The organism is Ruegeria sp. CE12 (assembly GCF_056537525.1).
The window spans coordinates 41,524-68,294 of record NZ_JBQFRS010000003.1 but is presented as its reverse complement, the minus strand read 5'-3'; the positions used below and the strand labels follow the sequence as shown (position 1 = coordinate 68,294).

Sequence of the window (26,771 nt, the reverse complement as noted above, 5' to 3'; positions counted from 1 at the left end):
CGCTATGCCAAAGGATGACTTGCAAGTAATGCGCGACTTGATGGAAGCGCAGCGGGAAGGGTTCGCCTTACCGCGTTATTTCTATACGTCGCAGGCGGTATACGAAAACGATATCAGTACATTCTGGAACCGCAACTGGATCTGGGTCGGCCATGTCAGCCAGGTCGCTGAACCGGGTGATTATTTTCTTTTCGACTACGGGCCAGAGTCCGTGATCATTGTTCGGGATCGCGAGGGTGAAGTGCGCGCGCATCAGAACGTGTGTCGCCACCGGGGATCGCGCGTTTGCATTGAACAGAAAGGCAAAGCGCGCAATTTCATTTGCCCCTATCACGCGTGGACCTTTGACCTGAACGGCAAACTGCGAAACGGGCGGTCAATGGGGCCGGATTTTGACCCAGGCCAGTACGGTTTGTTCCCAGTTCAAGTAAAGATCTTCCAGGGCCTGATTTTTGTTTGCGCGGCTGAAAACGCCCCGCCGCTGGATACTGCCTTGGAGAGGCTGTCTCCGCTTTCAAAGCCGTTCGATTTTGAAAACCTGAAGGTCGCGCATGAGGCGTCATACCCGGTTCCAGCGAACTGGAAACTGGCCCTTGAGAACTATCTGGAATGCTACCACTGCGCGCCGTCACATCAGGATTATTCACGCAGCCACTCCCTGAAAGACCCTGCGCAGGTTCTGGAGTTCAGCGGGGCGCTTCATGAGCGGATGGAAGAAGCTGGAATACCTTCTGAGGAGCTGGACCTGACCGGAGAAAACGCGGTCGCGCCAGGAGCTGATGTTTATTGGCGGCGCTACCCGCTGTTCCCCGGCTATTCGACAGGCAGTAAAGATGGCGCACCCTTGTCACCGCCATTGGGTGAACTGAAAGGTCACGATGGCGGCGCCACCGATTTGGGGATCGGGACGCTCAACTATTTCCTCGTCTACGCAGATCACGTGGTTGGGTATCGGTTCATCCCGCGTGCCCTGCAGGAAACGGATATTCAGATCGTCTGGTACGTGCGCGGCGACGCAGAAGAGGGTCGGGATTATGATAAGGATGCGCTGACGTGGCTCTGGCATGTCACATCGCTCGATGACGAACGGATCATCCGGCACAATCAGGAAGGCGTGAATTCATACCATTTCGTCCCGGGACCGCTGTCCGAGATGGAATGGAGCATTCCCGGTTTCTATCGCAACTATTTCAGCATGATCTGACACGCTCAGAATTCGGAGACTAAACATGACAGAGTTAACTCAGCGCAGATCACGACGGCGCGGGGGCGGGCGCGAAGCACGAGCCGCAGTGCGGAACAGTAACGCCGCCTCGCAAGCAATCTGGCCGGGCATTTCTGGTGGGCGATACAGGCCACTTTCAGACGCGGACATGTCGCGCATTCACGAGGCTGCCCTCAGCATATTGGAACGTACTGGGGTAGGGGATCCCACGCCGGAAGTTCTTGATCTCGTGTTGCCCAAAGGGGCGATAGTGAATGAGCATGGCAGGTTGTGCTTTCCTCGGGCATTGATGGAAGACCTGTTGGCCAAGGCCGCCAGCGAATTTTATGTCCATGCACGCGGATCGCGAGCTGGTAAGGACGACATGCACTGCACCAAGGACAAGGTGTATTACGCAAACTCCGGCACGGCAGTGACAACGTTTGACGCGGAAACGCGCAGTTACCGACCATCAACCCTCAAGGACATCTACGATTTCACTCGTCTGGTTGACCGGCTCGACAACATTCACATGACCGGTGATACGGTTCTGGCAACGGATGTGCCTCAGGACTACGAGCATGACATGAGCATGCTCTATGCCATTCTTGCGGGCAGTGAGAAACCATCCTGTCTGACATTCCGCACGCGTGAGCATATTAAAGACGCTATTCATCTGTTCGATCTGGCATCGGGTGGGGAGGGCAAGTTCCTTGAAAAGCCCTCTGTGATTTTTGGAGGCTGTCCCATCGTCTCACCGCTTCGATTCGGGCGCGAAAATCTGGAAATTCTGATTGATACGGCAAAGATGGGCCTTGTCTGCGATCTGGCCGTTCCGCCACAGGCAGGGGCGACATCTCCTGCGCCGTTGGCTGGTACTCTGGCGCAAGCTGTGGCCGAGACCCTGTCTTGTGTCGCCATCGCCAACCTGATCAATCCGGGGACTCCGGTGGTCTTTGCAGCCTGGCCATTTATTACTGACCTGCGCACTGGTTCATTTACAGGTGGCAGTGGTGAGCAGGCGTTGATCTCGGCGGCGGCGATCCAGATGGGCAATTTTTACAACCTACCGACCAGCGTCGGATGCGGCATGACGGATTCCAAGATACCTGATGCACAGTATGGTCTGGAAAAGGCGTTAACTTTCGCTTTGGCGGCTCATGCGGGGGCCAACCGGCTCTGCGAATTTGGCGGGATGCTTGGCAGCCTGATGGGCTGTAGCTTTGAGTCAATGGTCATCGACAACGAGGCTGCGGGCATGATCTCGCGAACGCTTCGCGGGATTGAGGTGAGCGATGACACGCTTTCGGTTGACGTTATCCATGAATGTGCAATCGACCCGGGCCATTTCCTCGGTAACGCGCAGACCTTGCAATACATGGAAACCGAGTACGTCTATCCAACCCTCATGGACCGAGAACTGACCGACACCTGGGAGAAGGCCGGTCGTCAGGACATGTTCGAGCGGAGCCGGTCCGTTGTGGACGATATCCTATCCAATCACTATCCGAATTACTTTGGCAGCAAGATGGATGAAGAGGTTCGGTCCAGGTTCCCGATCAAATTGCCGCGTGAAGCGATGCGCGCTGAGTAAAAGTTGCCGTGCAAAGGAAAGGCTTCGCAACGAATAAGGTTGCGAAGCGGCTTCAACAACGTCTCTAGTTTGTGAATGCGCCTTGGCGCGTCAGGTCTTCGGTTGCCAGCCGGATGCCTTTTTCAAGGATGTCAAACATCTGATTCAACTCGGCTTCCTTGATGATCAGCGGCGGAGAAAACACACACATATTGATGATCGGCCGCAAGATCAGCCCGTTCTCCTGACAATGCCGATCAATCAATGCGCCAACGGATTTATCCAGATCCAAAAGGTTGTCCGCCTCAGCGTCCGCAACGCACTCAACGCAGCCAACCAGACCCATACCACGGACGTCGCCGACCAGCGGTAAGTTTGACAGAGCTTGAAGACGCTCTTCGAACAGCGGCGTGATCGCGCGGACATGCTCCAGAACGCCGTCACGCTCCATGATTTCGATGGTCTTCAAACCTGCAGCTGCGCTTACTGGGTGGCCTGAATAGGTGAAACCGTTTGAAAACGTAGCGTCCTGTGCGTTTTCTCCGCTCACATCTGCAATCAGACGGTCAGAGATAATACAGGCCCCCATGGGGACATAGCCAGACGTCATCCCCTTGGCGCAGGTAATGATATCGGGTTGAATTCCAAAGACATCTTCAGATGCGAACCAATGTCCAAGCCGCCCAAATCCGGTCACGACCTCGTCTGAGATATACAGGACATCGTACTTCCGACAGATTTCAAGACAACGCTGGTGATACCCTTTCGGAGGTACAATGACCCCACCCGAACACAGGATTGGTTCGGCGATGAAAGCAGCGACCTTGTCTGCCCCGGTCTGCAGGATCGTGTTCTCTAGATCAGCAACTTTCTCGTTCAGAAAGTCATCAACCGTCTGAGCTGGATTGCGTATATACGGGTTTACGTTCGGCAGGAATCGCACCAGATGGCTTGCCTGATCCAACCACCCTTTGTCGCGCTCTTTGCCAGATACCGAGGCGGCCAAATACGTCGAACCGTGATACGCTTTTTGGCGTGAGATCACGATTTTCTTTTCAGGTTTTCCCAGCACGTTATTGCGGAACTGCACAAACCTTAACGCGCTATCCACTGCAGTAGAGCCGCCAGTTGTGAAAAACACATGGTTCAGGTCGCCCGGCGTTCGTTTGGCAATCTCATGTGCTAGCCTGGCCGGCGCTGAGTTTGCGTTATTGAAAGGCGAGAAATACGCCATCTCTTTCGCCTGTTGGGCCATCGCATCGGCAATCTCGGTGTTTCCATAACCCAATTGAACGCACCACATGCCTGCAGGTCCATCTATCAGGCGATTGCCGTCCTCCGTCACGACGTAGATACCACGACCGCTTTCGGCAAAGGTTCGTTCATTTTGGCCTAGGTACGACATCCCCTCCCATGGATGCAGGAAATGTCTGTTGTCCCAGTCACGTACAGACTGAAAGTCCGAGTTCAAAAGGGTCATGCGGCACCACAATGTAACACAATTCACAAAATGAACAAACATTCATTCAATGTCAATCCTTGAACTCCTGCTTCGCTAGATGCGAAAAGCAAAAGGCAAGTACATCACCAAAGGAAACTGACATTTCTGCCGAGCCCGATATCCCAACCAATGCCCGAGATCTGAGCAAGCTGCAGAACCGAAAGCAGCTGATCCAGGCGGCAGCAGACGCCATCCATAAATACGGAATTCGCGGGACAACTTCGGCAAGAATCCAGGAGCTGTCAGGGTTGTCGCGGGGAATGGTGAACCTGCACTTTGGCTCGAAAGAGAAGCTGCTGCTTGCGGTAGCAGAGGAGCTATCGGCGCGCTATGCGGGACAGTGGAAGGCAATCGCTGATAATCCAGAGTTGGGCCCTACTGAGAAATTGATTTCTATCTTAAAGGCTGATTTCGACCCGTTGGTCCTAAATGCGCGGGACGTTGCGATCTGGTTTTCGTTCCGGGCCGAAGCGCTATCGAACCCCCACATATTTCCATTTATCGACTCGCGAGATAAACGCTTCCGCACGGTGATCCTGGAGCTGTTGGAGCAAATAAAGCGCGACGGTGAATACGAGGACGTCGACGCTAAACTTGCAACAGACGCATTGATTGCTTTGTTGGAAGGGCTCTGGACCGACTATCATTTGCACTCTGAGATTTTCAATCCCGAGGAGGCTTTGAAAATCTGCCTGTTTGTACTGCAGTCAGTGTTTCCAAAACACTTTGAAATCCGGTCGATCCTTGGATGAACTAAACCGGAAGTCTCAAGGACTAACCACGGGCTATTGTGAGCCCGGCGACCCCTCTGATTGCGCCTCGTAGTTCAGCCGACGCAGGTCGTTGATCATCGCTTTGGCCAGAGAGACGCACATGAGCAGCAACACAACGCTGAACGGTAGCGCGCCAATGATCATCGAATTGGTCAAAGCCTCTAGTCCGCCGCCGCCCGCGATAAGCAAAGTTCCAATGACAAGGGTCAGAAGAACACCCCAGATAATACGATGAATCAAGCCGGTGTCTTCAGACCCACCGGACATGATCGTGTTCATCACTAGGATGCCAGAGTCGGCTGACGTAACCAGAAATGTCATTGTCAACAGCACACACATGACACTCATGACCGTGAGAAAGTTGCCCGAGATCATTTCACCCAGCGTAACAAACAGTTTCGATGTCGTCGATGCGGCAAGGATTGCCCCATTCGCATCCCCATTTAGCTCCATATCGATGGCGGCACCGCCCAGAATGGCCATCCACGCGAAGCAAACCAGCGATGGCGCAATGACCGCGCCAAAAATGAACTCGCGCACTGTTCGGCCCTTAGAGATACGCGCCAGAAAAAGACCCACGAAGGGTGAAAACGCGATCCACCAAGCCCAGTAAAAAGTTGTCCATCCGGCTTGCCATTCAAACAATCGTCCTTGCGTGCCCGCGTCGTAAGCCGCAGCTTTGGCCGCGTCGGAAAGAGCAGCGGCATCGTTGCTCAGACCTTCAAGAAAGGCTGCCTTCGTTCCCCAGGCATCTGTGGCACCAGCGAATAACTCTCCGACAAATGGGGCCACCTCAGCCGGTAATACTGATGCAAACTCAACCTCCGAAATCGGGCGGTAGGCTTGAAAGCTCATTGGGATGAAGTTTTTGATGTAGTCGACCAGAGCCGCAGCGTAGGTTGTTGCGGCAAATCCAAATGAGCCAAAAACAATGAATACGGCCAACAAAACCAAAGACAACAAGAGGTTAATATTCGACAGGTATTTGACACCGCGTCCCACGCCAGAGACGGCAGACAGTGTCGACATGATCATGACCACCAACAACGCCGTGATCAGGCCGGCGGTCGAGGGTTTCATTGTAGTTAGCGGATTTTCCACGAGCCAACTCGCGCCGGTAATCAGAAAGGCTCCGTCCACCAGTTGCGAAACGCCATAGCCGATGGTTACCGCCACGCCGAGTATCGTCGCCACGACGCCGAGTATATCGATCACATGACCTGCAAAACCGTTGGAATACTCTCCGAGCAACGGAGTCAGTGCGGTGCGGATAGTCAGAGGCATTCCGCGGGTATAGGCGTAGTAGGCAAGGCTCAAACCGGTGACCACATATATTGCCCATGCGTGAAAACCGGTGTGCAAAAACGTGTAGCGGTAAGCTCCTTCAATCGCTTCTTCGCTCTTGGGTGTGACTGACCCGGATACAGTCAATGGATTGGTTTCCCACAGCCCAAGCGGTTCAGCGGTTGCATAAACCATAAGACCCACGCCAAGACCCGCACCAAACATCATTGAAAACCAGGAGAAGTTCGAGAATTCGGGCATATCTCCTTCGGCTCCGAGCCGCTTTCGCCCGGTTGCAGGAATGAGCGCGACAAGTAAAAGGAAAACTACAAACAGGCCGACCGAAAGGTTGTAGAAGGTATTGAATTCGGCCAGCAAGCCGGACTTCCACGATCGCAATGTATCGTTTGCTGACAATGGCCACACCAGTGCCCAAAGCACCAGCAGCGAAACCGAAAACTTGCTCACCAATGCAATCGGCAAGCTGTATCCTTTATAAAATCCAGCTCGTTGCGTTTCTATTTTGAGGTCTGTGAAGGGGTCCTCAAGCGCCATGTTTTTGCCGGTCTCTCATAGATTGACTGCTTCGCACTTGGCGCTGTCGGGCCTTATCCATCACGAGCGCGCGCGATTTTTATAATACCCAAAGAATAGACCTGATTTGCCAAGTTTTCCACCGCCATGAACTTGGCCCGCCACACGCAACAGATCGTATCTAAATGATCATTGATTGGATGGCGCTCGGAACAATTCGAAATTTGGTCGGCGCAACCCCAAGAGTGAAGCCTGAGAGATATGCACGAAGGAAAGTCCCTGGGCCGATCCTCGCAATTGCCAGAATTTAAGAGGATCGATTTCCAGGAAGTTCCAGTAGCGGTTTGAGGCTGGTAAAAGCAAACGGAGGCAACTCTGATGTGGCCTTGGCAAAATTGTATCGGACAGAAACGCTCGCGTTGTTATGAGACTTTGTTGTTTGGTCCCCAATGGTCATTGCTCACGGTGCGAATGGCCGGTTTAGGTGTGCCAGGTGCTTGTAGCGCTGAGAACAAGCTCAGTGGTCGGTATGCAAAGGCCTACTACAAGCGCATTGGTTGTGGCCGAGAACTTTATTGTTTTGATTGTCGAATACGTTGGATGAACCCATGATTGATTGCGCTTTGCATATTTGATTATCGTGATTTCAGGCGGTTAGGGGCATAATCAGCGATGACTACCCGGCTGCCATTTTGCCATATTGCGGTCAGCCAGGACGCAAAGGCAGCGGAAAATTGTGTGCTACGGCAAAAATCTCCGTAATATCGGCGCTGCTCGAGCCAAAGCTCTGGGTCAGTTTTCGATGCCAACGCTGCTTTTCGCAAGCTCTCCCATTGGGGGTCGTTGGGAGCGATTTCAGAACCATCTTCACGAACACCTGCGCACATCCGGCACCAGAACGCTTCGGCCAACGCGAGCCCATTTACCGAAGAGCCCGCCTCAAGTGCATCGCGCAGCGACGGAATTAGAAAACCTGGATGACGCGCGGATCCGTCGAACGCGACCCTGCGAGTCGTGTCGTGAATCGCTGTGTTTGCAAATCGCTTCTCAACCAACCCTAGGTATTGCTCCGCCGAGGTTCCAGGGACGGCTTCGACATGAGGCAATATTTCTTCAGTCTGAACTTTCCTGAAAAATGCTACGATATCCTGGTCCTGCATACAGTCTGCAATCGTCGGGACATTCAGTATTTCCCCGACATTGGCGAGCAGTTGGTGACCCCCATTCAAAATGCGCAGTTTCATAGTCTCATAGCTATGAACATCGTCGGTCAGGGTTACTCCAACCTGTTCGAGCCGCGGCCGCCCTGCGCTGAAATCATCCTCGATCACCCATTGGCGAAAGTTCTCGTGCGAGACCGGGGCACGGTCATCGATGCCAAGTGCATCACATTGCGAGACCACTTGATCAGTCGTTGCGGGCACAATGCAATCTACCATCGAGTTGGGGAAGGCTCCGTTCTGGTCAATCCAATCAGCCAGTTCAGGGTCTGAGAAACGTGCCAACCCAACAACGCAGTTTCGCAGAATCTCCCCGTTGCCCTGAAGATTATCACAACTCAAAGCAGTAAACGGTTTCGCCCCATTCGCCCGACGCTGCCTAAGCGCCGCAACAATAGCACCAAACACTGTGCGAGACTGGTTAGGGTTTTCCGCGTCATGACGGATATCTTCATGAGCTAAGTTGATAGCGCCAGTGTTGGCATCCAGATAATACCCGCCCTCGGTTACGGTTAGCGATACAATTCGGATGGATGGATCGGCCATTCTGAGGATCAGCGTGGCATTATCCTCCTCTATCGGCAGGTAGTCTGTCATCGAACCAATCACCTCGGCGGATATCCCATTTGGATCCAGTTCGATCAGTGTTGTCAGACAGTCCTGCTCAAGCAGCCTCTCTCGCATCTCGGCGTCATAGGCTCGCACACCTGCTCCGATGATCGCCCAATCATGAGCCAGACCCTGCTGCATCAGTTGGTGTATATACCAAGCCTGATGCGCGCGGTGAAAATTGCCAACTCCGATATGGACAATACCGGGTGACAAGTCTGAGGACATATAGGTCGGAGTCGTTACAGTCGGCGGCAGGTCTGAAAAACTATCGCGCCGCAGCCGAACCGGAGATTTTGAGTTCACCACAGGACCCATCAGCTCATCCAATTTCCGCCATCGACATTGTAGGTTTGCGCGACGATGTATTTGGCATCATCAGAAGCCAGAAAAACCGCCATCCCGGTCAGATCCTCGGCGCGGCCCATTCGACCGTAGGGGACAGCAGCAGCCACTTCCCGTTTTTTCTGTCCGAGTGGTTTGCCTTCGTGCTCAGCGAAGAACGCATCAACGCCGTCCCAGTGCTCGCCATCAACAACGCCTGGGGCAATCGCGTTCACATTGATCCCATGAGAAATCAGATTCAGGCCTGCCGATTGAGTCAGGGATATGATTGCAGCCTTACTGGCGCAGTATACAGCGACCAAAGGCTCTCCCCTTCGTCCAGCCTGCGAGGCCATGTTGATGATCCGGCCTTTGGTTCCGTGTTCGATCATGTGGCGAGCGACGGCCTGCATCGTGAACAACGTGCCAGCGACGTTGATGTCAAACACACGGTTGTAGTCGGCCCGATCAATCTCAACGATTGGTGCAGCAGTGAAGATGGCTGCGTTGTTGATAAGAATGTCGATGTTACCGAAACGGCTGACGGTATTTGCGATAGCTTCGTCTATGCTCTGCTGCTTGGTCACGTCTATCTCGATGGCGATAGCAGCCTCACCAATCTCGGCGGCCGCATCCTGTGCGCGCTGGATGTCGATATCGGCGATGGCGACACGAGCGCCCTCGGCCACATAGGTTTTGGCAAAGGCCAACCCGATGCCTCGCGCGGCCCCAGTGATCAGGGCGGTTTTGCCTGTCAGACGTGTCATTCGATCCGCAAACCTTTCGCGTCAAACCGGTGGATCACGTCTGTACGTGGTGTCAGATGAATGCGGTCCCCGTGGCGGAACCCAACTTCGCCATCTGCGCGGACGGTGATCGTATCGGCCAGACCAGTTTCATGGATATGGAAGAACGTGTCTGATCCGAGGTGCTCCGATACACCAACGACGCCGGACCATGCCCCCTCACTGTCAGAAACCGCGATATGCTCGGGGCGCACACCGATTGTATGGGCACCATGTTTCGCGGCCTCTTCACCCTCGATAAAGTTCATTTTCGGCGACCCGATAAATCCGGCGACAAACAGGTTCCGGGGTGTGCGATACAGCTCCAGCGGGGTGCCAACCTGTTCGATCACGCCGGCCTGCAGTACCACAATCTTGTCAGCCATGGTCATGGCTTCAACCTGATCGTGGGTAACGTAGATCATGGTGGTCGCCAGACGTTCATGTAGTTCGCTGATTTCCAATCGCATCCCGACTCGCAAAGCAGCATCAAGGTTTGACAGCGGTTCGTCGAACAGGAACGCGGCTGGCTCGCGCACAATAGCACGACCGATGGCCACACGCTGGCGCTGACCACCAGATAGTTGACCGGGTCTTCGATCCAGATAATCGCTCAGGTTCAAGACCTGCGCCGCACCTTCGACCCGTTTATCGATTTCGGCCTGATCCAGCTTCGCCATACGCAGTGGAAAGGCGATGTTCTTACGGACCGTCATGTGCGGATAAAGTGCATAGGATTGGAATACCATGGCAAGCCCGCGCTTTGCGGGCGGTACATCCGTGGCATCTGCCCCGTCGATCTCGATAGATCCCGAAGTGATATCCTCCAGCCCTGCGATCAGGCGCAATAGCGTAGATTTCCCACAACCTGACGGGCCGACAAAGACGGTGAACTCGCCATCCTGAATTGTTAGGTCCAGTGGTGGAATGACTTCTACATCGCCGAAGCTTTTAGTCACGGACTTGAGTTGAATGCGTCCCATGAAGTGTCTTCCTTATTTCACAGCGCCGAAGGTCAGGCCGCGGACAAGTTGTTTCTGGCTGAACCAGCCAAGGATCAGAATTGGAGCGATCGCCATTGTCGATGCTGCGCTGAGCTTGGCAAAGAACAGGCCCTCGGGGCTGGAATAGCTGGCGATAAAGGCGGTTAGCGGTGCCGCGTCGACTGCGGTCAGGTTGAGAGTCCAGAACGCCTCGTTCCACGCCAGGATGAAGTTCAGCAGGACGGTCGAGGCAATGCCAGGAACGGCCATCGGCGTCAGCACGTATAGGATTTCTTCTTTCAGCGATGCCCCATCCATACGCGCGGCTTCCAGAATCTCCCCCGGAATTTCGCGAAAGTACGTGTAGAGCATCCAGACGATGATCGGCAGGTTGATCAGCATCAGCACCACGACCAATCCCCCACGGGTGTCCAACAGACCTAGCCGGATGAACAGCAGGTAGATCGGGTAGAGAACACCTACAGCAGGAAGCATCTTTGTCGAGAGCATCCACAGCAGGATGTCCTTGGTGCGTTTGGATGGCACGAATGCCATCGCCCATGCGGCCGGCACCGCGATAATCACACCAAGTATAGTTGAACCACCCGCAATGATAACCGAATTCCACAAGAAGCGCATATAGTCCGAGCGCTCCTGTACGATGGCATAATTCTCAAGCGTCCAGTTAAAATTCAGGAACAACGGCGGGCTTGCGATCGCCTGCGCCTCGGTCTTGAAGCTGGTCAGGATGGTCCAGAGGATCGGGAAAAAGATCAGCAGACCAACGGCCCAGGCAAGGACGGTGTTCAGCGATTTGCGGCGGGTTGTGACAGCGCGGGCCATGGTCTTACCTCCTCACGCGTCCAGATTCTTGCCGACGATGCGCATCAGGAAGATGGCAACGATATTGGCAAGGATGATTGCGTAGACACCTCCGGCCGATCCAAGGCCGACATTCTGGCTTTCCAGCACGCGCTGGAAGATCAGATAGGTGAGTGTACGGGTGCCGAATGCGCCGCCGGTGGTCACAAAGATCTCGGCGAAGATCGACAGAAGGAAGATCGTCTGGATCAGGATCACGATGGTGATCGCGCGGCTGAGATGCGGCAGAATGATGTGGTAGAAGCGCTTCAGCGGTGGCGCACCGTCCATTTCAGCGGCTTCCAACTGTTCACTATCCAAAGACTGGATCGCGGTCAGCAGGATCAAGGTCGCAAAGGGCAGCCACTGCCAGGATACGATGATAATGATCGACGTCATCGAAGCTTCTGACAACCATGAGATCGGTTCGGCTCCAAAGAAACGCCATAGATGGGCCAGCAAACCGTTCACCGGATCCATGAACATGTTCTTCCAGACCAGCGCGGAAACTGTCGGCATGACGAAGAACGGCGCGATGACGAGGATGCGTACAACACCTTGGCCCCACATCGGCTGATCCAGCAGCATGGCTAACAAAACACCCAGAATAACCGTGATCACCAGCACTCCGCCCACGATCACCAGCGTCGCTTGTACGGCAGGCCAGAAAGAACTGGACGAGACGAAGCGAACATAGTTGTCGAACCCAACCCAGCCCAGATCTCCGCCACGCAGTGGCAGATACTTCTTGAACGAGAAATACAGGGTCATGGTCAGAGGGACGAGCATCCAGCCAAGCAGCAGGACAACTGCGGGCGCCATCATCAGGCGAGCAACGGATCGGGAATGTTGGGTTGCCATGATGCAAGACCTCTCTGTTCAGGCGTAACGCTAGCCTGCGAGAAAAACGTGATTTGTGGAAGTCGAGAGCGGGGGACAGATCTCTGCCCACCCGCTGGGGAGAAGATCTCAGTAGCCTGCGGCTTCCATTTCTTCAGCGGTGAAGGCCTGCGCTTTGGCAAGTGCTTCCTCAACCGTTTGCTGTCCGGCATAGACTGCCGAGAACTCTTGGCTGACCTGGGTCGCTATACCTGCGAATTCCGGGATCGCTGCAAACTGGATGCCAACGTAAGGTACGGGCTTGACCGTCGGATTGTTCGGATCAGCTGTCAGGATCGAGTCCAGTGTCATCTTGGCAAACGGGACTTTCTGGTATTCCGGATTCTCGTACAGAGATGTACGTGCTCCTGGTGGAACGTTTGCCCAGCCTTCGTTTTCAGCGACAAGCTCAATGTAGTCTTTTGATGTCGCCCACTCGATGAACTGCTTGGCTGCGTCTTCCTGCTGTGTACCGGCGGGAATGGCCAGCGCCCATGCCCAAAGCCAATTGGAGCGCTTGCCCAATCCGGTATCGGGTGCCAGCGCAAATCCAACATGGTCCGCGACAGTCGAGTCATCGGGGTTGGTCACAAACGAAGCCGCAACAGTGGCGTCGATCCACATGCCGCATTTGCCCTGCTGGAACAGCGACAAGTTTTCGTTAAACCCGTTGGTAGCATAGCCGGCCGGGCCGGATTCTGCCATCATTTCAACGTAGAAGTTCAAGGTGTCGGCCCATTCAGGCTGATCGAACTGAGGCTTCCAGTCTTCGTCGAACCAGCGGGCGCCGAACGAGTTTGACATCGCGGTGATAAACGCGCCGCCTTCGCCCCAACCGGCCTTACCACGCAGGCAGATGCCGTTGATGTCGGAGTCACGATCGGTCATCGCGGCTGCCGCTTCTTTGATGAACTGCCAGGAGGGTGCCTCAGGCATCTCCATTCCGGCTTTTTCCATCAGGTCGGTGCGGTACATGATCATTGAGCTTTCGCCATAGAACGGCGCTGCATACAGCGTTCCATCATGGCTCAGGCCGCCAGACATTGCAGGTAGAATATCGGCGACGTCGTATTCAGCCGACATGCCGTCCAGCGGCACCAGCCAGCCATTCGCGCCCCAGATCGGGGTCTCGTACATGCCGATGGTCATGATATCGAACTGACCGCCCTTGGTGGTGATGTCGGTGGTCACGCGCTGACGCAGCACGTTTTCCTCCAGTGTCACCCACTCAACATCAATGCCGGTCGCTTCGGTGAATTTGTCTGTATAGCCCTGCATCCGGATCATGTCGCCGTTGTTCACAGTGGCGATGGTGATGGATTGCGCATGGGCCGCTGCCGTGGCGACGAAAGTCAACGCAGTCGCCGCACGAAGTGCGTGCTTCAGATACATCCCTGTCCTCCCTGAGCTTGGATGTCGTGCAGAGAGCCTAGAGTGTAAATTATCGCGACGTCAATAAAAACTTTACGCGCGTTAAAAAGCTTGAGTTACGCAGAGTCCCTCAAAACGAGTCGTGCAGGGAAAAGAGTTTCAGTGCGGCTTGCAAATTCTCCACCACTTTCAATGAGTTCGAACAGAGTTTCGACACTTCGTCCGGCCACATTGTCGTAGTCATGCGCTGCCGTAGTCAGAGATGGGCACGTAAATTTTGCGAACGGGTGATCATCATTTGAGGCCACCCGCAGGGTGCAGCCTTCTTTCCGACCGACCCGAATCCCCTGCTCGAAACAGGCTGCAAGAAAGCCAATGGCGAGCCGGTCGTTGCTGCACAAAACCGAGTCCGTCTTTAGTCCGCGCTCTTCCAGAATTTTAAGTGCACCCCTGTGCCCGATCTCTTCAAAGGCCCAACCTTTGCCATCTACTTTAATGATATGCGGTTCGAACCCCAGGCGCTCCATCACTTCGACATAGGCCTTCCTTCGCTTGTTGGCATTTGGGTTCGCAGGTGTGCGCATTTCAAAGAAAGAGGGGGGCTCACCCGTCCGTGTCATGTATTCCACGGTCTGCGAGACAAAACTAAAGTTATCCGAACCAACAAAGGCTGCACCCAGACCATCAAGGTTGCTGTCAAACAGAACAGTCGGCACGTTGGCACAGAACTTCTCGATCGCAGATCGGTCAGACATGCGCCCCAGAGGTGCCAGCAGAACTCCTGCGGGTTTCATGGATTGCAACCCGTCCAGAATTTCATTTTCCAGCCTTTGTTCGCCATGTGAGCTAAACAGGGACGGGCGATAGCCTGCAGCAAAGCAGGATTGTTCCAGATATCGTGCGATTTCTGCAAAAAATGGGTCAGCCAGATAAGGTACGACGATTCCGATATTCTTGGTCAGCTTTCGGTTCTGGTTCACCGCATAAATATTGGGACGATAATCGAACCGTTCGAGCGCTTCTTCGATGCGAGCCCTTGTTGTCGGGCGAACACTGTCGGGATCGTGGAAGTACTTGGACACAGTGGGCCGCGAGATCCCGCTCAGGGTCGCGAATTCTTCCATATTCTTAATTTTAGTCATGCCAGCTTGCCTGCGGATCTTAGTCGCCTTGATCTTATCATGTTTTTACATATTCTTTGCGCGCGCTAAAAAATCAATAGCCAGACAAGTTCCGGGCGTTTGTGCAGGTAAGGGGTTTGAATGTATCTCGGGATCGATATCGGAACGTCAGCGGTTAAGCTTGTTTGCGCGGATACCGACTGCATTCTTGCGACTTCTTCAGTGGGGATCAAGACGTCTTCGCCGCAGCCCGGCTGGTCAGAGCAACACCCGGATCTTTGGTGGCAGGCGACGCGTGATGCCTTGAGGCTGCTTGCAGACAAAATCAAACTATCAGAAGTGAAAGCCATCGGGTTGTCCGGTCAAATGCATGGAGCGGTTATTCTCGATCGCGACCTTCGCCCGATCCGCCCGGCAATATTGTGGAACGACAGCAGGGCAACAAGTGAGTGCGATGAATTGCGCATGACCCAGCCGCAGATTGGGCAGATCGCGGGTGTTCTTCCCTTGCCGGGATTTACCGCGCCGAAGATTGCATGGCTTAAAGAACATGAACCAGCAAACTATGCCCGACTTGCCCATATCCTGTTGCCCAAAGACTACATCGGTCTTCGCCTGCACGGAGAGTTGGCAACTGATACGTCAGATGCTGCCGGAACAATGTGGCTCGATCAGGCTGCGCGCAACTGGCATGTAGGTATCGCTGAGGACACAGGGGTTTCGCCCGATTGGTTGCCACAGGTTTTTGACGGCCACAGGGTGGTGGGGGCTGTGACAGCACAAGCTGCCACCGAGAGCGGGTTGAAATCCGGCGTTCCCGTGGTGGCCGGAGGGGGAGACGCAGCAACAGGGGCGATATCTTTGGGCGCGACGGAACCGGGGCGTGGTTTCATCTCGCTTGGGACCTCCGGCCAACTGTTCGTGGCAGATCGCGAATACGAGCCCAACCCTGAACGTTATGTACACGCATTTGCGCATACGCTGCCCGAGCGTTGGTATCAAATGGCGGCGATGCTGAACGGCGCAAGGCCGATTTCATGGATCGGCGGTCAGCTGGGGCTTTCCGCGAGTGAAGTTGTTGCCCTTGCCGAAACCGCAAGAGGTGATCGCGTACCGATTTTTCTGCCTTACCTTACCGGTGAGCGCAGCCCCCTCGGAGATCCACATGTCCGGGCCTGTTTCTTTGGCTTGGAGGACTCAACGACACGCGCTGACATCTGTTGTTCCGTATTGGAGTCAATTGCATTTTGCTTTGCTGATGCAGCGCAGAGTTTTGGTGACACGATGGGCAGTCTGTCGGAACTGGCGGCCATCGGTGGGGGTGCTCAATCAGATCTGTTGCTGAAGCTGATCGCTACTGCGACTGATAAACCGATAGTACGTTCGGAAGAAGCCGAAACTGGCCCGGCCTATGGTGCGGCACGGCTGGCGGCTTGTGGCGACGGTGCCGTTGCTATATCCGATCTCGCGTTTCAGCCACCAAAAACAGATAGGTTCGAGCCAGCCGAAATGGCGCTGCTGTTCGAGCGGTTGGCCCAATTTCGCCGGCTTTATGCTGCCATCAAGAATGTCAGCTAGCAGCCTCTAAGCATCCTTCGCGATCTCATGCGAGATGGAAGAGCTTCGTGCCGCATATGGTAAGATTATGTGTTGTCCCAAATTTCTAATAAGTCCGCACAGAGTTTTGCCATTTGGCATCCAAAGTCATTCCAGTCGAGATAGAATCTAGCAGTGCTTGTGACGTTTCCTGCTTCGTACCCCTTGATGAAGCCGCGCACCTGAACTCACTTCAACAGTAGTGGTAAGTCTGACAAAAAAACGGGTCGCTCAGATTGGTCGAGCGCAGTCGATACAGTAAAACCTTGCAATCAGCCCTGCCGAAAATCTGCGCCGTTCCCTCCCTATCCAAACTCTTTGATACAGGGCTTGCCTGTCGTCTGCCTTTGAGATTTTCTGAGCAGACTGACCAATCAAAAGACCGGGCCTTCATGAAACTTGAATTTCACCACATCAACTTTGTCTCAGAAGACGTCGATCGGATGCACCGGTTTTATACGCAGGTTTTGGGGCTGGCCGATATTCCGATTGAGAACTTCCCTAGGCCAGATGAGACTGACGATAGTGGCTACAGTGGCAAGATTCGTTTCGCGACCGATGGCGGAATGCAGATGCATCTGGCTGAAAAAAACCTGGAAGTTGCGTTCAAGAACGGTGAGACGATTAACCCCGTCGAACGTGGCCATATCGCATTTCGTACCGATGACATCGTGGCGTTCAAAAAATTGCTGGACGACAACCGAATTCCTTACTCGGACTACGGTACCGCCTTCGCAAAAGAGTGGCACCAAGTGTTCTTTCACGACCCAGAGGGAAATATTATCGAGGTCCATCAAGCGGTTTGATTTGTATTGAAGGTACCTGTTTGAACGAGTCGGGCTGGTTGGTTGGGCGTTGCCAGGTATTCATTTCCAGCTTGCATCCTTTGGCTACGATAGTGCGCGTTAGTGAAGCGAAAGTACCTCTATTCCAGAAGTTTGGCCGGTGGCTAGACAAGGAAAATGACAGCATCGCCCAAACAGACCACACCGTTCTAAAACCTGAACATGATCCGCCCGCTGGGGTTATTGAGCAGTTCGAAAACTGGAAGATCGAGCCGATCTGGCCTGTTGCATTCAGGCAGATACCTGAGTTTCGACCGCAGGGTTTACACATCTTCGATGCGGAAACTCATCCGACCATTGTGGCCGATGGCTTTATGTGTTTGTGACTGGATCGCAATGGCCGGATAGGAGTGGTTAGACAGAGCCTTCGCTTGGGGAAAGTTATTAAGAATTATTTAGATGTCATTTAGTGGTACAACCAAGTTGACGTAGGGTAAGACTTTGTAAGGACAGCATAAATTACGCTTTTTCATCCAAAAAACAATTACTTCAGCCAAGACTTGCAAAAGCTTCAGCCTTCTTCAGACGTTTAAATCAACTCCATAGCGCCCAAATAGCCACCAGCCTTTCAACTTTAATCGTGCCTGTTCGGGAGTGAGTTTCACCCGCCAGGCCCCTATTCAAACTGGATGGTTCCCATGAATTTTATTCTGCGCGGTAGCCTGGTTACTCAAATTTGCATCGGTCTTGTAGCCGGTGCACTTCTCGCCACTCTTTGGCCTGCTGCCGGTTCCGCCGCTGGCCTGCTTGGCGACTTCTTCGTCGACGCATTGAAGGCCGTTGCGCCAGTACTGGTGCTGATCCTTGTTTGTGCTGCGATCACAAACCACAAAAAGGACAGCGAGGCGCGCATGGGCCCCGTGGTACTTTTGTACATACTCGGGACCTTCGCAGCCGCACTGGTCGCTGTTGCAGCCAGCTACATGTTTCCGGTCACATTGCATCTGACGGGTGCGCCGGAGCTTTTGGATGCCCCGGACGGTTTGGCTGAGGTGGTCAAGAACATCCTGCTGAAAATTGTGGATAATCCGGTGAATGCGCTGGCAACGGCTAACTATATTGGCATTCTCGCCTGGGCTGTTGGCCTTGGGCTGGTCTTCCGCCACGCCAGCGCCTCGACCAAGACCCTGATGTCGGATCTGGATGGCGCAATCACCAAGATCGTTGCAGCAATAATCCGGGTGGCCCCAATTGGTATCTTCGGTATCGTGGCTTCGACGATAGCTGATACCGGCTTTGCGACACTTGCGAGTTACGGCCAACTGTTGGCTTTGTTGATTGGCTGCATGATCTTCATGGCGTTGGTTGTGAATCCTCTGATTGTGTTCCTCCGCATTCGCAAGAACCCCTATCCGCTGGTTTTCACTTGCCTGAAGGAATCCGGAATTACCGCTTTTTTCATGCGCAGTTCAGCTGCCAATATTCCGGTAAACATGGAACTTTGCCGCCGCATGAATCTGGATGAAGAGACCTATTCGGTCACTATCCCAATCGGCGCGACGATCAACATGGCCGGCGCCGCAATAACCATCACAGTCATGACGCTGGCAACCGTTAATACAATGGGCATTCAGGTTGATTTCCTCTCGGCTCTGTTCCTGAGCATCATTGCCTCGATTGCCGCTACTGGGGCTTCGGGCGTAGCAGGGGGGTCACTGCTGTTGATCCCAATGGCTACCAGCTTGTTTGGCATCGACAACGCCACGGCCATGCAGGTGGTTAGCATCGGCTTCATCATCGGTGTTCTGCAAGACTCTGCAGAAACCGGTTTGAACTCATCGACCGACGTTCTGTTCACCGCGGCGGGATCGTACAAGCAAGGCGACCCATACCCACGTAAATTACCCGTGGCACAGGTCGCCGCTTAGGAACTGCGTAAAACACTTCAACCGCTGACCCCGGTCGGCGGTTGATCGGCCGCTTGGTCCAATTTGCGGTTAGCGGCCTGGTCAATGGACAAGATCTGTTATGCTTAGCAAACCAGTCTTTGGGTTTCGCTGGTTTCAAGAATGCTTCCCTTTCAGGCATGCTTCGATCATGCATACGGCTCATTCGCTACGCATTCGGTTGCGTGACTTTGTCCGGCCATTGGGGGTAGTCTTGCCCTACTTTTCGAGGGGAACAGCATATGACCAATCCGGTATGCCATTTCGAAATACCGGTTGCGGACATGGATCGAGCAATCGAATTCTACCAGCGCGTTTTCGGACTTGAGCTCAATCGTCAAATGGTCGACGGATATGAGATGGCGTTCTTTCCCCGTTCGGACGATCAGGCTGGAGTAAGTGGAGCCTTGGCGAAAGGTGATGTTTACAAACCATCGCAAACGGGCTGCATTCTCTATTTCGCTGTGGACGATATCGACGAAGCCTTGCGACGATCCGAATCCGAAGGTGCAAAGTTACTGTACCCAAAGACAGACATTGGGGACGGCGATTATGTAGCTGAAATCGAAGACAGCGAAGGAAACCGGATTGCGATCAACGCCGCGAAGCCTTTGTGAGCAGAATTTGTTTTCGAGCTGATCGCCAGTTGTTTCTAAACCAACTTATCAACGCCTTTCTCACCGTTGAGATTTCAGGCGGGTAGACTTGAATCCCAGAAACCATCCGAGCAAGTTTGTTGCATCCTCTCCAAAAGCGTTCACTTGTTGCGGTTGTTCCAAGAATTTTGTGATTTGGTCTGGCTAGCTTTCGTTTTTTTTTCAACGAGTCCGATGCTGACAGTTGAAGCTACTGAGCCATGCTTGGATTTTTTCGACCTCTTCAATTAGGTAGATTTGGAATTCGCGATCTATCAGCGACGCGCTAGTGCCCAAAGGCTCGAATACCGCAAACCTGTAGTCCGGCAAATCTTCGACAATACGGGGTTGCCCGTCATGGTTCTGATGCCAGTAATGGGCTGTAAACGCATCTACTATTGGGAGGCCGCCGCAGTGCTGGCTGATGGAAATTGCGGCCAGCGATGTCTCGGCGGTCAAGGGTGAGTGGATATTTGCACCCACGTTGCGCACCGCTAACTCATCCGCGACTTGCCCCAACAATCCAATGATCGGATAAGGGCGCAGATCGCGTAGCGACAAAGGGGTTCGTTGCGCACCAAGCGGATGGTCAGCAGGCACAAGGCACATGTGGGGTAGTGTGCCTTCGTGAAGAACCTTCATACCGGATGGCATATGCAAGACATTCGCAAAGCCGGTTCTGAGTGTTCCAGAACGAGCGAAATCCAGCACCCATTTCGAGGACTTCACCTGCCATACCACTTTGATGTTTTTCTCGGCGACCTGAAGCCGGGCAAGGGCGCTGGGCACAATTTCCAGCGATGCCGCCGTTATGGTCGCGATCGACAAGGTCCCTCGTTCCTTTCGGGCGATCTGTGCGGCAGCCTCTTCCAGATTTGTCAAAACGAGGTAATTTCGTTCGACTTCTTCGAGGAAGGCTTCAGCTTCTGGTGTCGGAGAAACGCCTTTGCTTTTCCTCTGGAACAAGGGCACGCCAAACTGCCTCTCCAAGTCGCCGAGGATTCGGCTGACACTGGGCTGGGACAGGTTCATTCTTCGCCCGGCTGCTGAGACGGATCCGGTCTGCATGACCGCCCTGAACACGGCTAACTGCTTCTGCGTAAACATGGTATTTGTTTTGCAAATATCAGAGGCAATTAATAGTATTTTTCTGAATGCAGTAACGTCGCTACGCTTTTTTTGACTATCTAACGCGGGCGATATCGATGCCAAAAAATATCATCCTGATCATGACCGATCAGCAGAGAGCCGACAGCTTAGGCTGCACTGGAAACCCTGTCGTCAATACTCCGAACATCGATGCTCTGGCCGCGCGCGGGGCGGTGTTTCGTCAGCATTTCACCCCGCACCAGATCTGTTCGCCAAGCCGTTCGACATTGTTTTCCGGCCTCTACGCCCGCAATCATGGTCTGACCCGCAACGGAGTGGCCTTGCCCGGTGACTTACCTCTGATCACCCATGACCTGAAAGAATCGAGCTATCGGACGCATGGGGTCGGTAAATTTCACTTCCAACCCATCCTGGCCGGGCTCGAACACGCTATGCCAGATTCGAACGCGTTTTGGAAACTGCCGGAAAGCGACGGTTGGAATGGCCCGTTCTACGGGTTCGATACGGTGGATATCCTGATCGGTGAATCCGTAAGCGCCACCGAAGGCGGCCACTATGCGCAATGGCTGAACGAGACCGCACCGGACGCCGCGGCGCTATATCTGCCGGAAAACGCGCTGGAACCGCAAGCCGGAGATATGGATGAGGTCTGGAAATCCGCGATCCCATCCGAGCTTCATTACAATACCTGGATCACCGATCGGACGTGCGATTTCGTGCGGGATCAGGACAAAGAGCAGCCCTTTTTCCTGTTTGTCTCTTATCCCGACCCGCATCATCCGTTCTCACCGCCTGCGCCTTGGTGTGACATGTACGACCCGAACGACGTGCCCGCCCCGGCACTGAGGCCGAACGAACTGTCTGACATGCCGTCCTACATACTGGATGGTGACCGCGAGGAAACAGGCAAGAGTTATGTGGAGTTCCTGCGCAACCCAGGCCCGCCACGCGAGCAGGGGTTCATGCAGACAACGCAGCGGTTTTCCGAAACCTCGCTGCGTCAAGCTATCGCCCACACCTATGGAATGGTGTCGATGATTGACAACTGCATTGGTCGTTTGATGGCCCAACTCGAGGCAAGTGGGCTGGCAGAAGACACGCTGATAATATTCACGTCAGATCACGGAGAGCTGCTGGGCGATCACGGTCTGATCCGCAAAGGCCCGAGCCCTTACAGATCGCTTCTCCATGTTCCACTGATCATGGCGGGCCCCGGTATTGCGCCAGGTGAACGGAACACCATTACCAGCCATCTGGATTTGCGCGCGACACTGCAGGACTACATCGGGCTTCGGTCACAGCCGACGGACGGGCACTCGTTTCAGCCCCTGCTGTCGGATCGAGATGCGCCCGCCCGGTCGGAGCTGTTTGCCGAATATCATCCACGTACCCGCATGGACACCTACAACCAGACCCTCATGACAGGTGATTGGCGTATCACGATCTATCCCGAGAACCCGGAGTGGGGAGAGTTGTTCCACCTGCTCAACGACCCGGGTGAACATATCAACCTGTTCTTCGATCCGAAATATAGCGCAAGAAAACAGAACTTTATTGAGCGAATGGCGCGTGAATTCCCAGCTGCCGCGCAGGCAGGTGGACCATCTCTTGCCACTTACTGAAACGTGCCTGCTCAACCAACACAGGGAGCTTCCTATGAACTCAAATCAAACAAAGCGAGATGTGCACCCCGCCGCGGAAATGCACGCTTGCGAATTGCGCGACGGAAAAATCACAAGGCGCGAATTTCTTGCCCGTTCCACCGCACTTGGTCTCAGCGTTGGTGCTGCCTATGGCCTGTTGGGCGAAGCCAGCCCGGCATATGCACAAGAGGCAACGCCTCAACAGGGCGGTACTTTGCGGATACAAATGGATGTCAAAGGGCTGAAAGAGCCTCGCGTTTACGACTGGTCCCAGATCGGGAACATGACCCGTGGAACATTTGAGTATCTTGTCGAATACAACAATGACGGGTCGTTCCGGGGAATGTTGCTGGACAGTTGGGAGGTGAATGACACCGCAACGGAATACACGCTCAAGGTTCGTCCCGGCGTGACATGGCATAACGGCGACCCTTTTACTGCCACTGATGTGGCTCGCAATATCGAAGGCTGGTGCGACAAGACGGTAGAGGGCAATTCGATGGCCGGTCGCATGGCAACGCTGGTGGACAAGGAAACCGAAAAGGCCGTTCAGAACAGCATTCAAGTGGTCGATGATCTGACCCTCAAACTGATCTTGCCGCGTCCCGACATTTCACTGATCCCGGCCATGGCGGATTATCCAGCGCAGATTATCCACTCGGGGTTCAACACCAACGATCTGTTGAACAATATAGGTACGGGCCCATACAAAATTGCCGAGCTCGCGGTAGGTGAGAAATGTGTTCTGGAGCGCGTCCCGGATCATGTCTGGTGGGGGACAGAAGTTTATGGTGGCCCATACCTGGATCGCATCGAATATCTGGATTTTGGCACGGACCCTTCGGCTTGGCTTGCAGCAATCGACGCTGAAGAAGTTGACATGCTCCATGAGTCAGTGGGCGAGTATATCTCCATCCTAGACGATCTGGGGCTGGAGAAATCTGAGGTGGTCACCGCCTCGACCCTAGTGGTTCGACCTAACCAACTGGCCGAGGTTGACGGCGAACGTCCCTATGAAGATGTCCGGGTGCGGCGCGCGCTGGCATTGGCGGTAGACAATGCTGTTTGCCTCGAGCTGGGCTACAACAATTTTGGGGCACCTGCTGAAAATCACCACGTCGCGCCTGTGCATCCGGCCTATGCCGAACTGCCACCACCGGAATTCAACCCGGCCAAAGCCCTGCAGCTAATGAACGAAGCCGGGATTGCTGATTTCGAGCACGAGCTGATCTCAATTGACGATGACTGGCGTAAAAACACCTGCGACGCGGTAGCGGCCCAGTTGCGTGATGCCGGCATCAAAGTAAAGCGGACAGTGCTTCCGGGCTCCACTTTCTGGAACGACTGGACCAAGTACCCGTTCTCGGCCACAAACTGGAACCACAGGGCTCTTGCCGTACAAATTCTGAACGTGGCCTATCGTTCAGGCGAGGCTTGGAACGAGTTCGGTTGGGAAAACAAGGAGTTCGACGCTTTGCTAGATCAGGCGCTGGCGATTGCTGATGCGGATCAGCGCCGTGAAGTCATGGCAAAAATCCAAAAACTGATTCAGGATGAAGGCGTTGCCATTCAGCCCTATTGGCGGGCGCTCTACCGCCATTACCGCCCCGGTCTGGCAGGTTGTGGGCAACACCTGACGTTTGACCATCATCACTACAAGATGGGCTGGGTATGAGGCATGCTTGTGGGGCCAAATGGTAACGTTGGCCCCACATTTTACTACCAGATAACTGCGGCAAAAAACTGCGACTATCGGGACGGTAGAGCCCTAGCCAATTGAACGTGCCTTTATCGATTTGATGTTGCGGATGTCTGGAAAGTAGGGCTGCAGTGGGGCATGACGCTGTGATTTTGCAGGTCAGACAACATCCGTAACCACGATAGCCTGCGGTCGCAGTATGCGCTTCGCGATCATTTGTGGGTCGCGCGGCGCGCGTCAGTTTGGGGCTCACCGCTTCCGTTCTCTGCGGCTAGCCCCTTGGTAGCAGCCAAACGATTGCTTGGCATAGCTTTTGCACCCTGTCTATTATTGCCCAAAACACAAACGCCCCGGTTTCACAGGGCGCATCAATTTCGGGCGGTATGTCAACGTGAATGAAAACCAAACTAGTTCTGATAGCCAATCCTGGAATGTTCCAGGTTTTGGTGTACATCACATAGCCAAGCTTCTGGACAACCGTGGTTTAGATATTGTTGCGCTGCTGAAATCGTCCAACCTACCCGTTGATATTCACGAAACTCCCCCGAATTTTGTCGACGTTCGGAATGAACTCCGCCTCCTGGAACTCGCTATCGCTGAGACCGGAGACCCCCTGTTTCCCATCTCTGCAGGGACAACCTTCAACCCGAGAAAAACAACACTTCTCAGCTATGTCGTTCTGAATTCTCCGACCGTTGGCGAGGCAATCGAGAAGGCCGTGAACTACGCTCGCTTGGCTCGGGGTTTTGCCAAACTGTCATTCTATGAAGACGATCGCGGCATGTTTCTGGAAATAGATTCCGTTGCCCAGCTTTTGCACGCGGATGGTGCTCACAATGAGTTTCGAGTTTCCGCTTTCTTGACCAGTCTTCAAATCGCAGCTGAGACAGCATTGCCTGTGCTTGAGATACGGTTTCCGCATAAATTGACCGAAGAAAAGCAAATACAGATTTCCAGTGCACTATCGGTTAATGTCAAACAGGGCCAACGCGTTCCAGGTATCCTGTTTGACAAGGCGGTGATGGCTGTTCCGATCAAGGATACGGACCCCGCATTGCTTATGCATCTTGAAACGCATGTGCAAAACCTGATGAAGGAGTTAACGCCAGTCATCGGTGAAACAAGTTCGATGGTTCAGGGTGAGATAACTTCGCGACTGTCATTCAATGCTCCGACACAAGATGAAATTGCCAAGACGCTTGGGATGAGTATCAGTACACTTGGTCGTAAACTTGCCAAAGAAGGCACAACCTACAAGCAGCTGCTAAAGGACATTCGTGCAAGGCTGGCAGAGCAGTATCTTGATGACCCCAAGCTAAGTCTTTCCGAGATTGCTTTTGCGCTGGGCTATTCTGATCAGGCAGCCTTTACCAATGCCTACAAGACTTGGACGGGCCACTCTCCAGGCAGTGTTCGCACGGCTTAGAGCGATCTCAGGTTGCTCCAATTCGTCTGAGACGGTGAGTTTGAGCATGTTCTGGCGTTTCGTCATGGAAACCGAGATCAGGTAAGAAGCCGTGGAGCTTTCGTCACAATTCCGGGGGACTTCACCAAGACTGCAACGAAAAGCCCTCCTTGGATCAATAGCATGGCGAATATTTGCTATGGTGTTTTTGGTGGGGAGGAATCTCGCTGCATATGGAACCCAGTGGCACCGCACTAAGACCCGGTTCAAATTCTCTGTTGATGGCTGCCTCGGAGTCTCCATTAACTGCACTCCAGTCGGCCCCGCCCAGCCCCGCAACCGGCAATTCGGTCCCGAATGTTTCGTTCGATTCCAGGTGGGCGCTCAGGTTCGGACGGGACAACTCACCTCCGCCCAATGCTGCGTGGCCAAATGATGGATGCGCCATGGACATTCCAGCACTTGTAACAAGGGCGAACATCGTAGCGGTTGCTATCATTATCTTTTTCATCGTTTGGCTCCTTTCAGTTGAGTGTGTTTGACACGCTGTGTGTGCACTCAATTTGGCAACCTGCGGCTCAGATTTATTGCGCTGGCACGTCAAGGTTTTGAGAAAAGACACCAAGTTAGGCCCGTTGGCGGCATACGTTGCTGCACGGTCAATTCATCAAAACAACTGGCCCAGTATTTGCGCGCCCCACAGATTGGGCTGATTGCTATCGTCGGTGTGCGGGCCAAATCCGCGAAATCGAAAACGAGCCGCCGAACTAAAAAAGGGCGCGCCTTTCAACAGCGCGCCCCAGTCCACAGGGAGGATAATGAAAATCTGCGCTTTGTAATATATTCAAGCGCAATCAACTAATGCCCTCAGTATTGCCGGTTCCAACGCGTGTGTCAGTGACGCGGGTCACACTTCTGAAAATTTGGGCA

General features: G+C 53.8%; 22 protein-coding genes. 11 read left to right on the top strand and 11 right to left on the bottom strand.

All coding sequences use genetic code 11. The features are described from left to right. Positions 1-4: 4 nt before the first annotated feature. Together ACR0IO_RS09000 and ACR0IO_RS08995 are read left to right on the top strand one after the other, a co-directional pair. Entirely contained in the window at positions 5-1,204 is a 1,200-nt protein-coding gene (locus tag ACR0IO_RS09000; RefSeq protein ID WP_480740979.1) for an aromatic ring-hydroxylating oxygenase subunit alpha, read from the top strand. A 25-nt stretch (positions 1,205-1,229) separates the two neighbouring features. Beyond that, the gene (locus tag ACR0IO_RS08995) at positions 1,230-2,798 is read left to right on the top strand and encodes a trimethylamine methyltransferase family protein (RefSeq protein WP_480740978.1); all 1,569 of its coding nucleotides are present in this window, start codon (positions 1,230-1,232) and stop codon (positions 2,796-2,798) included. A gap of 64 nt (positions 2,799-2,862) precedes the next feature. Here the strand turns inward: ACR0IO_RS08995 and ACR0IO_RS08990 are convergent, their stop codons facing one another. Then, the gene (locus ACR0IO_RS08990) at positions 2,863-4,257 is read right to left on the bottom strand and encodes an aminotransferase (RefSeq protein ID WP_480740976.1); all 1,395 of its coding nucleotides are present in this window, start codon (positions 4,255-4,257) and stop codon (positions 2,863-2,865) included. Positions 4,258-4,379: 122 nt separating this feature from the next. Between ACR0IO_RS08990 and ACR0IO_RS08985 the strand changes: the two genes are divergently transcribed. Next, positions 4,380-5,030 (top strand): TetR/AcrR family transcriptional regulator, encoded by a 651-nt coding sequence (locus ACR0IO_RS08985; RefSeq protein WP_480741639.1) that lies wholly within the window; start codon positions 4,380-4,382, stop codon positions 5,028-5,030. 33 nt (positions 5,031-5,063) lie between these two features. On the opposite strand, the gene ACR0IO_RS08980 is transcribed toward ACR0IO_RS08985, so the two are convergent. The 8 genes from ACR0IO_RS08980 to ACR0IO_RS08945 form a co-directional block, all read right to left on the bottom strand. Continuing rightward, positions 5,064-6,890 (bottom strand): BCCT family transporter, encoded by a 1,827-nt coding sequence (locus ACR0IO_RS08980; RefSeq protein ID WP_480740972.1) that lies wholly within the window; start codon positions 6,888-6,890, stop codon positions 5,064-5,066. A gap of 614 nt (positions 6,891-7,504) precedes the next feature. Further along, complete coding sequence (locus ACR0IO_RS08975) at positions 7,505-9,016, bottom strand: mannitol dehydrogenase family protein (protein WP_480740971.1); 1,512 nt, start codon at positions 9,014-9,016, stop codon at positions 7,505-7,507. After that, a complete protein-coding gene (locus ACR0IO_RS08970; RefSeq protein ID WP_480740969.1) occupies positions 9,016-9,789 on the bottom strand; it encodes an L-iditol 2-dehydrogenase in 774 nt (257 codons plus the stop codon). Before ACR0IO_RS08970 ends, ACR0IO_RS08975 begins: the two co-directional genes overlap by 1 nt. Then, complete coding sequence (locus tag ACR0IO_RS08965; RefSeq protein WP_480740967.1) at positions 9,786-10,790, bottom strand: ABC transporter ATP-binding protein; 1,005 nt, start codon at positions 10,788-10,790, stop codon at positions 9,786-9,788. Before ACR0IO_RS08965 ends, ACR0IO_RS08970 begins: the two co-directional genes overlap by 4 nt. Positions 10,791-10,802: 12 nt before the next feature. After that, positions 10,803-11,633: a carbohydrate ABC transporter permease gene (locus ACR0IO_RS08960; protein WP_170331927.1), complete on the bottom strand. Its 831-nt coding sequence runs from the start codon at positions 11,631-11,633 to the stop codon at positions 10,803-10,805. Between the two features lie 12 nt (positions 11,634-11,645). Further along, positions 11,646-12,512: a carbohydrate ABC transporter permease gene (locus ACR0IO_RS08955; RefSeq protein ID WP_170331925.1), complete on the bottom strand. Its 867-nt coding sequence runs from the start codon at positions 12,510-12,512 to the stop codon at positions 11,646-11,648. Positions 12,513-12,620: 108 nt separating this feature from the next. Further along, positions 12,621-13,922, bottom strand: a complete 1,302-nt coding sequence (locus ACR0IO_RS08950) for an ABC transporter substrate-binding protein (RefSeq protein WP_480740963.1) — start codon at positions 13,920-13,922, stop codon at positions 12,621-12,623. 95 nt (positions 13,923-14,017) lie between these two features. After that, positions 14,018-15,043, bottom strand: a complete 1,026-nt coding sequence (locus ACR0IO_RS08945; protein ID WP_480740961.1) for a LacI family DNA-binding transcriptional regulator — start codon at positions 15,041-15,043, stop codon at positions 14,018-14,020. 120 nt (positions 15,044-15,163) lie between these two features. Here ACR0IO_RS08945 and xylB point away from each other — a divergent pair, with 120 nt between their 5' ends. The 5 genes from xylB to ACR0IO_RS08920 all read left to right on the top strand — a co-directional run bounded on the left by xylB (position 15,164) and on the right by ACR0IO_RS08920 (position 19,966). Continuing rightward, positions 15,164-16,600 carry a xylulokinase gene (xylB, locus tag ACR0IO_RS08940; RefSeq protein ID WP_480740959.1) on the top strand — a complete coding sequence of 479 codons (1,437 nt, stop codon included), beginning with the start codon at positions 15,164-15,166 and terminating at the stop codon, positions 16,598-16,600. 410 nt (positions 16,601-17,010) lie between these two features. Further along, positions 17,011-17,424 carry a VOC family protein gene (locus tag ACR0IO_RS08935; RefSeq protein WP_480740957.1) on the top strand — a complete coding sequence of 138 codons (414 nt, stop codon included), beginning with the start codon at positions 17,011-17,013 and terminating at the stop codon, positions 17,422-17,424. A 20-nt stretch (positions 17,425-17,444) separates the two neighbouring features. Next, on the top strand, positions 17,445-17,789 hold the full coding sequence (locus tag ACR0IO_RS08930; protein ID WP_480740954.1) for a hypothetical protein: 345 nt from the start codon (positions 17,445-17,447) through the stop codon (positions 17,787-17,789). Between the two features lie 312 nt (positions 17,790-18,101). Then, a complete protein-coding gene (gene sstT / locus ACR0IO_RS08925; RefSeq protein ID WP_480740951.1) occupies positions 18,102-19,331 on the top strand; it encodes a serine/threonine transporter SstT in 1,230 nt (409 codons plus the stop codon). Between the two features lie 260 nt (positions 19,332-19,591). Next, positions 19,592-19,966, top strand: a complete 375-nt coding sequence (locus ACR0IO_RS08920) for a VOC family protein (RefSeq protein ID WP_480740948.1) — start codon at positions 19,592-19,594, stop codon at positions 19,964-19,966. Between the two features lie 201 nt (positions 19,967-20,167). Here the strand turns inward: ACR0IO_RS08920 and ACR0IO_RS08915 are convergent, their stop codons facing one another. Beyond that, positions 20,168-21,196: a LysR family transcriptional regulator gene (locus tag ACR0IO_RS08915; RefSeq protein ID WP_480740946.1), complete on the bottom strand. Its 1,029-nt coding sequence runs from the start codon at positions 21,194-21,196 to the stop codon at positions 20,168-20,170. Between ACR0IO_RS08915 and ACR0IO_RS08910 the strand changes: the two genes are divergently transcribed. The 3 genes from ACR0IO_RS08910 to ACR0IO_RS08900 all read left to right on the top strand — a co-directional run bounded on the left by ACR0IO_RS08910 (position 21,190) and on the right by ACR0IO_RS08900 (position 25,862). After that, entirely contained in the window at positions 21,190-22,716 is a 1,527-nt protein-coding gene (locus tag ACR0IO_RS08910; RefSeq protein WP_480740943.1) for a sulfatase family protein, read from the top strand. The genes ACR0IO_RS08915 and ACR0IO_RS08910 overlap by 7 nt on opposite strands. A 34-nt stretch (positions 22,717-22,750) precedes the next feature. After that, positions 22,751-24,412, top strand: a complete 1,662-nt coding sequence (locus tag ACR0IO_RS08905) for an ABC transporter substrate-binding protein (RefSeq protein WP_480740938.1) — start codon at positions 22,751-22,753, stop codon at positions 24,410-24,412. Positions 24,413-24,827: 415 nt separating this feature from the next. Then, positions 24,828-25,862: an AraC family transcriptional regulator gene (locus ACR0IO_RS08900; protein WP_480740935.1), complete on the top strand. Its 1,035-nt coding sequence runs from the start codon at positions 24,828-24,830 to the stop codon at positions 25,860-25,862. A gap of 154 nt (positions 25,863-26,016) precedes the next feature. On the opposite strand, the gene ACR0IO_RS08895 is transcribed toward ACR0IO_RS08900, so the two are convergent. Beyond that, positions 26,017-26,352, bottom strand: coding sequence for a hypothetical protein (locus tag ACR0IO_RS08895; protein WP_480740931.1), 336 nt, complete (start codon positions 26,350-26,352; stop codon positions 26,017-26,019). Positions 26,353-26,771: the final 419 nt, after the last annotated feature.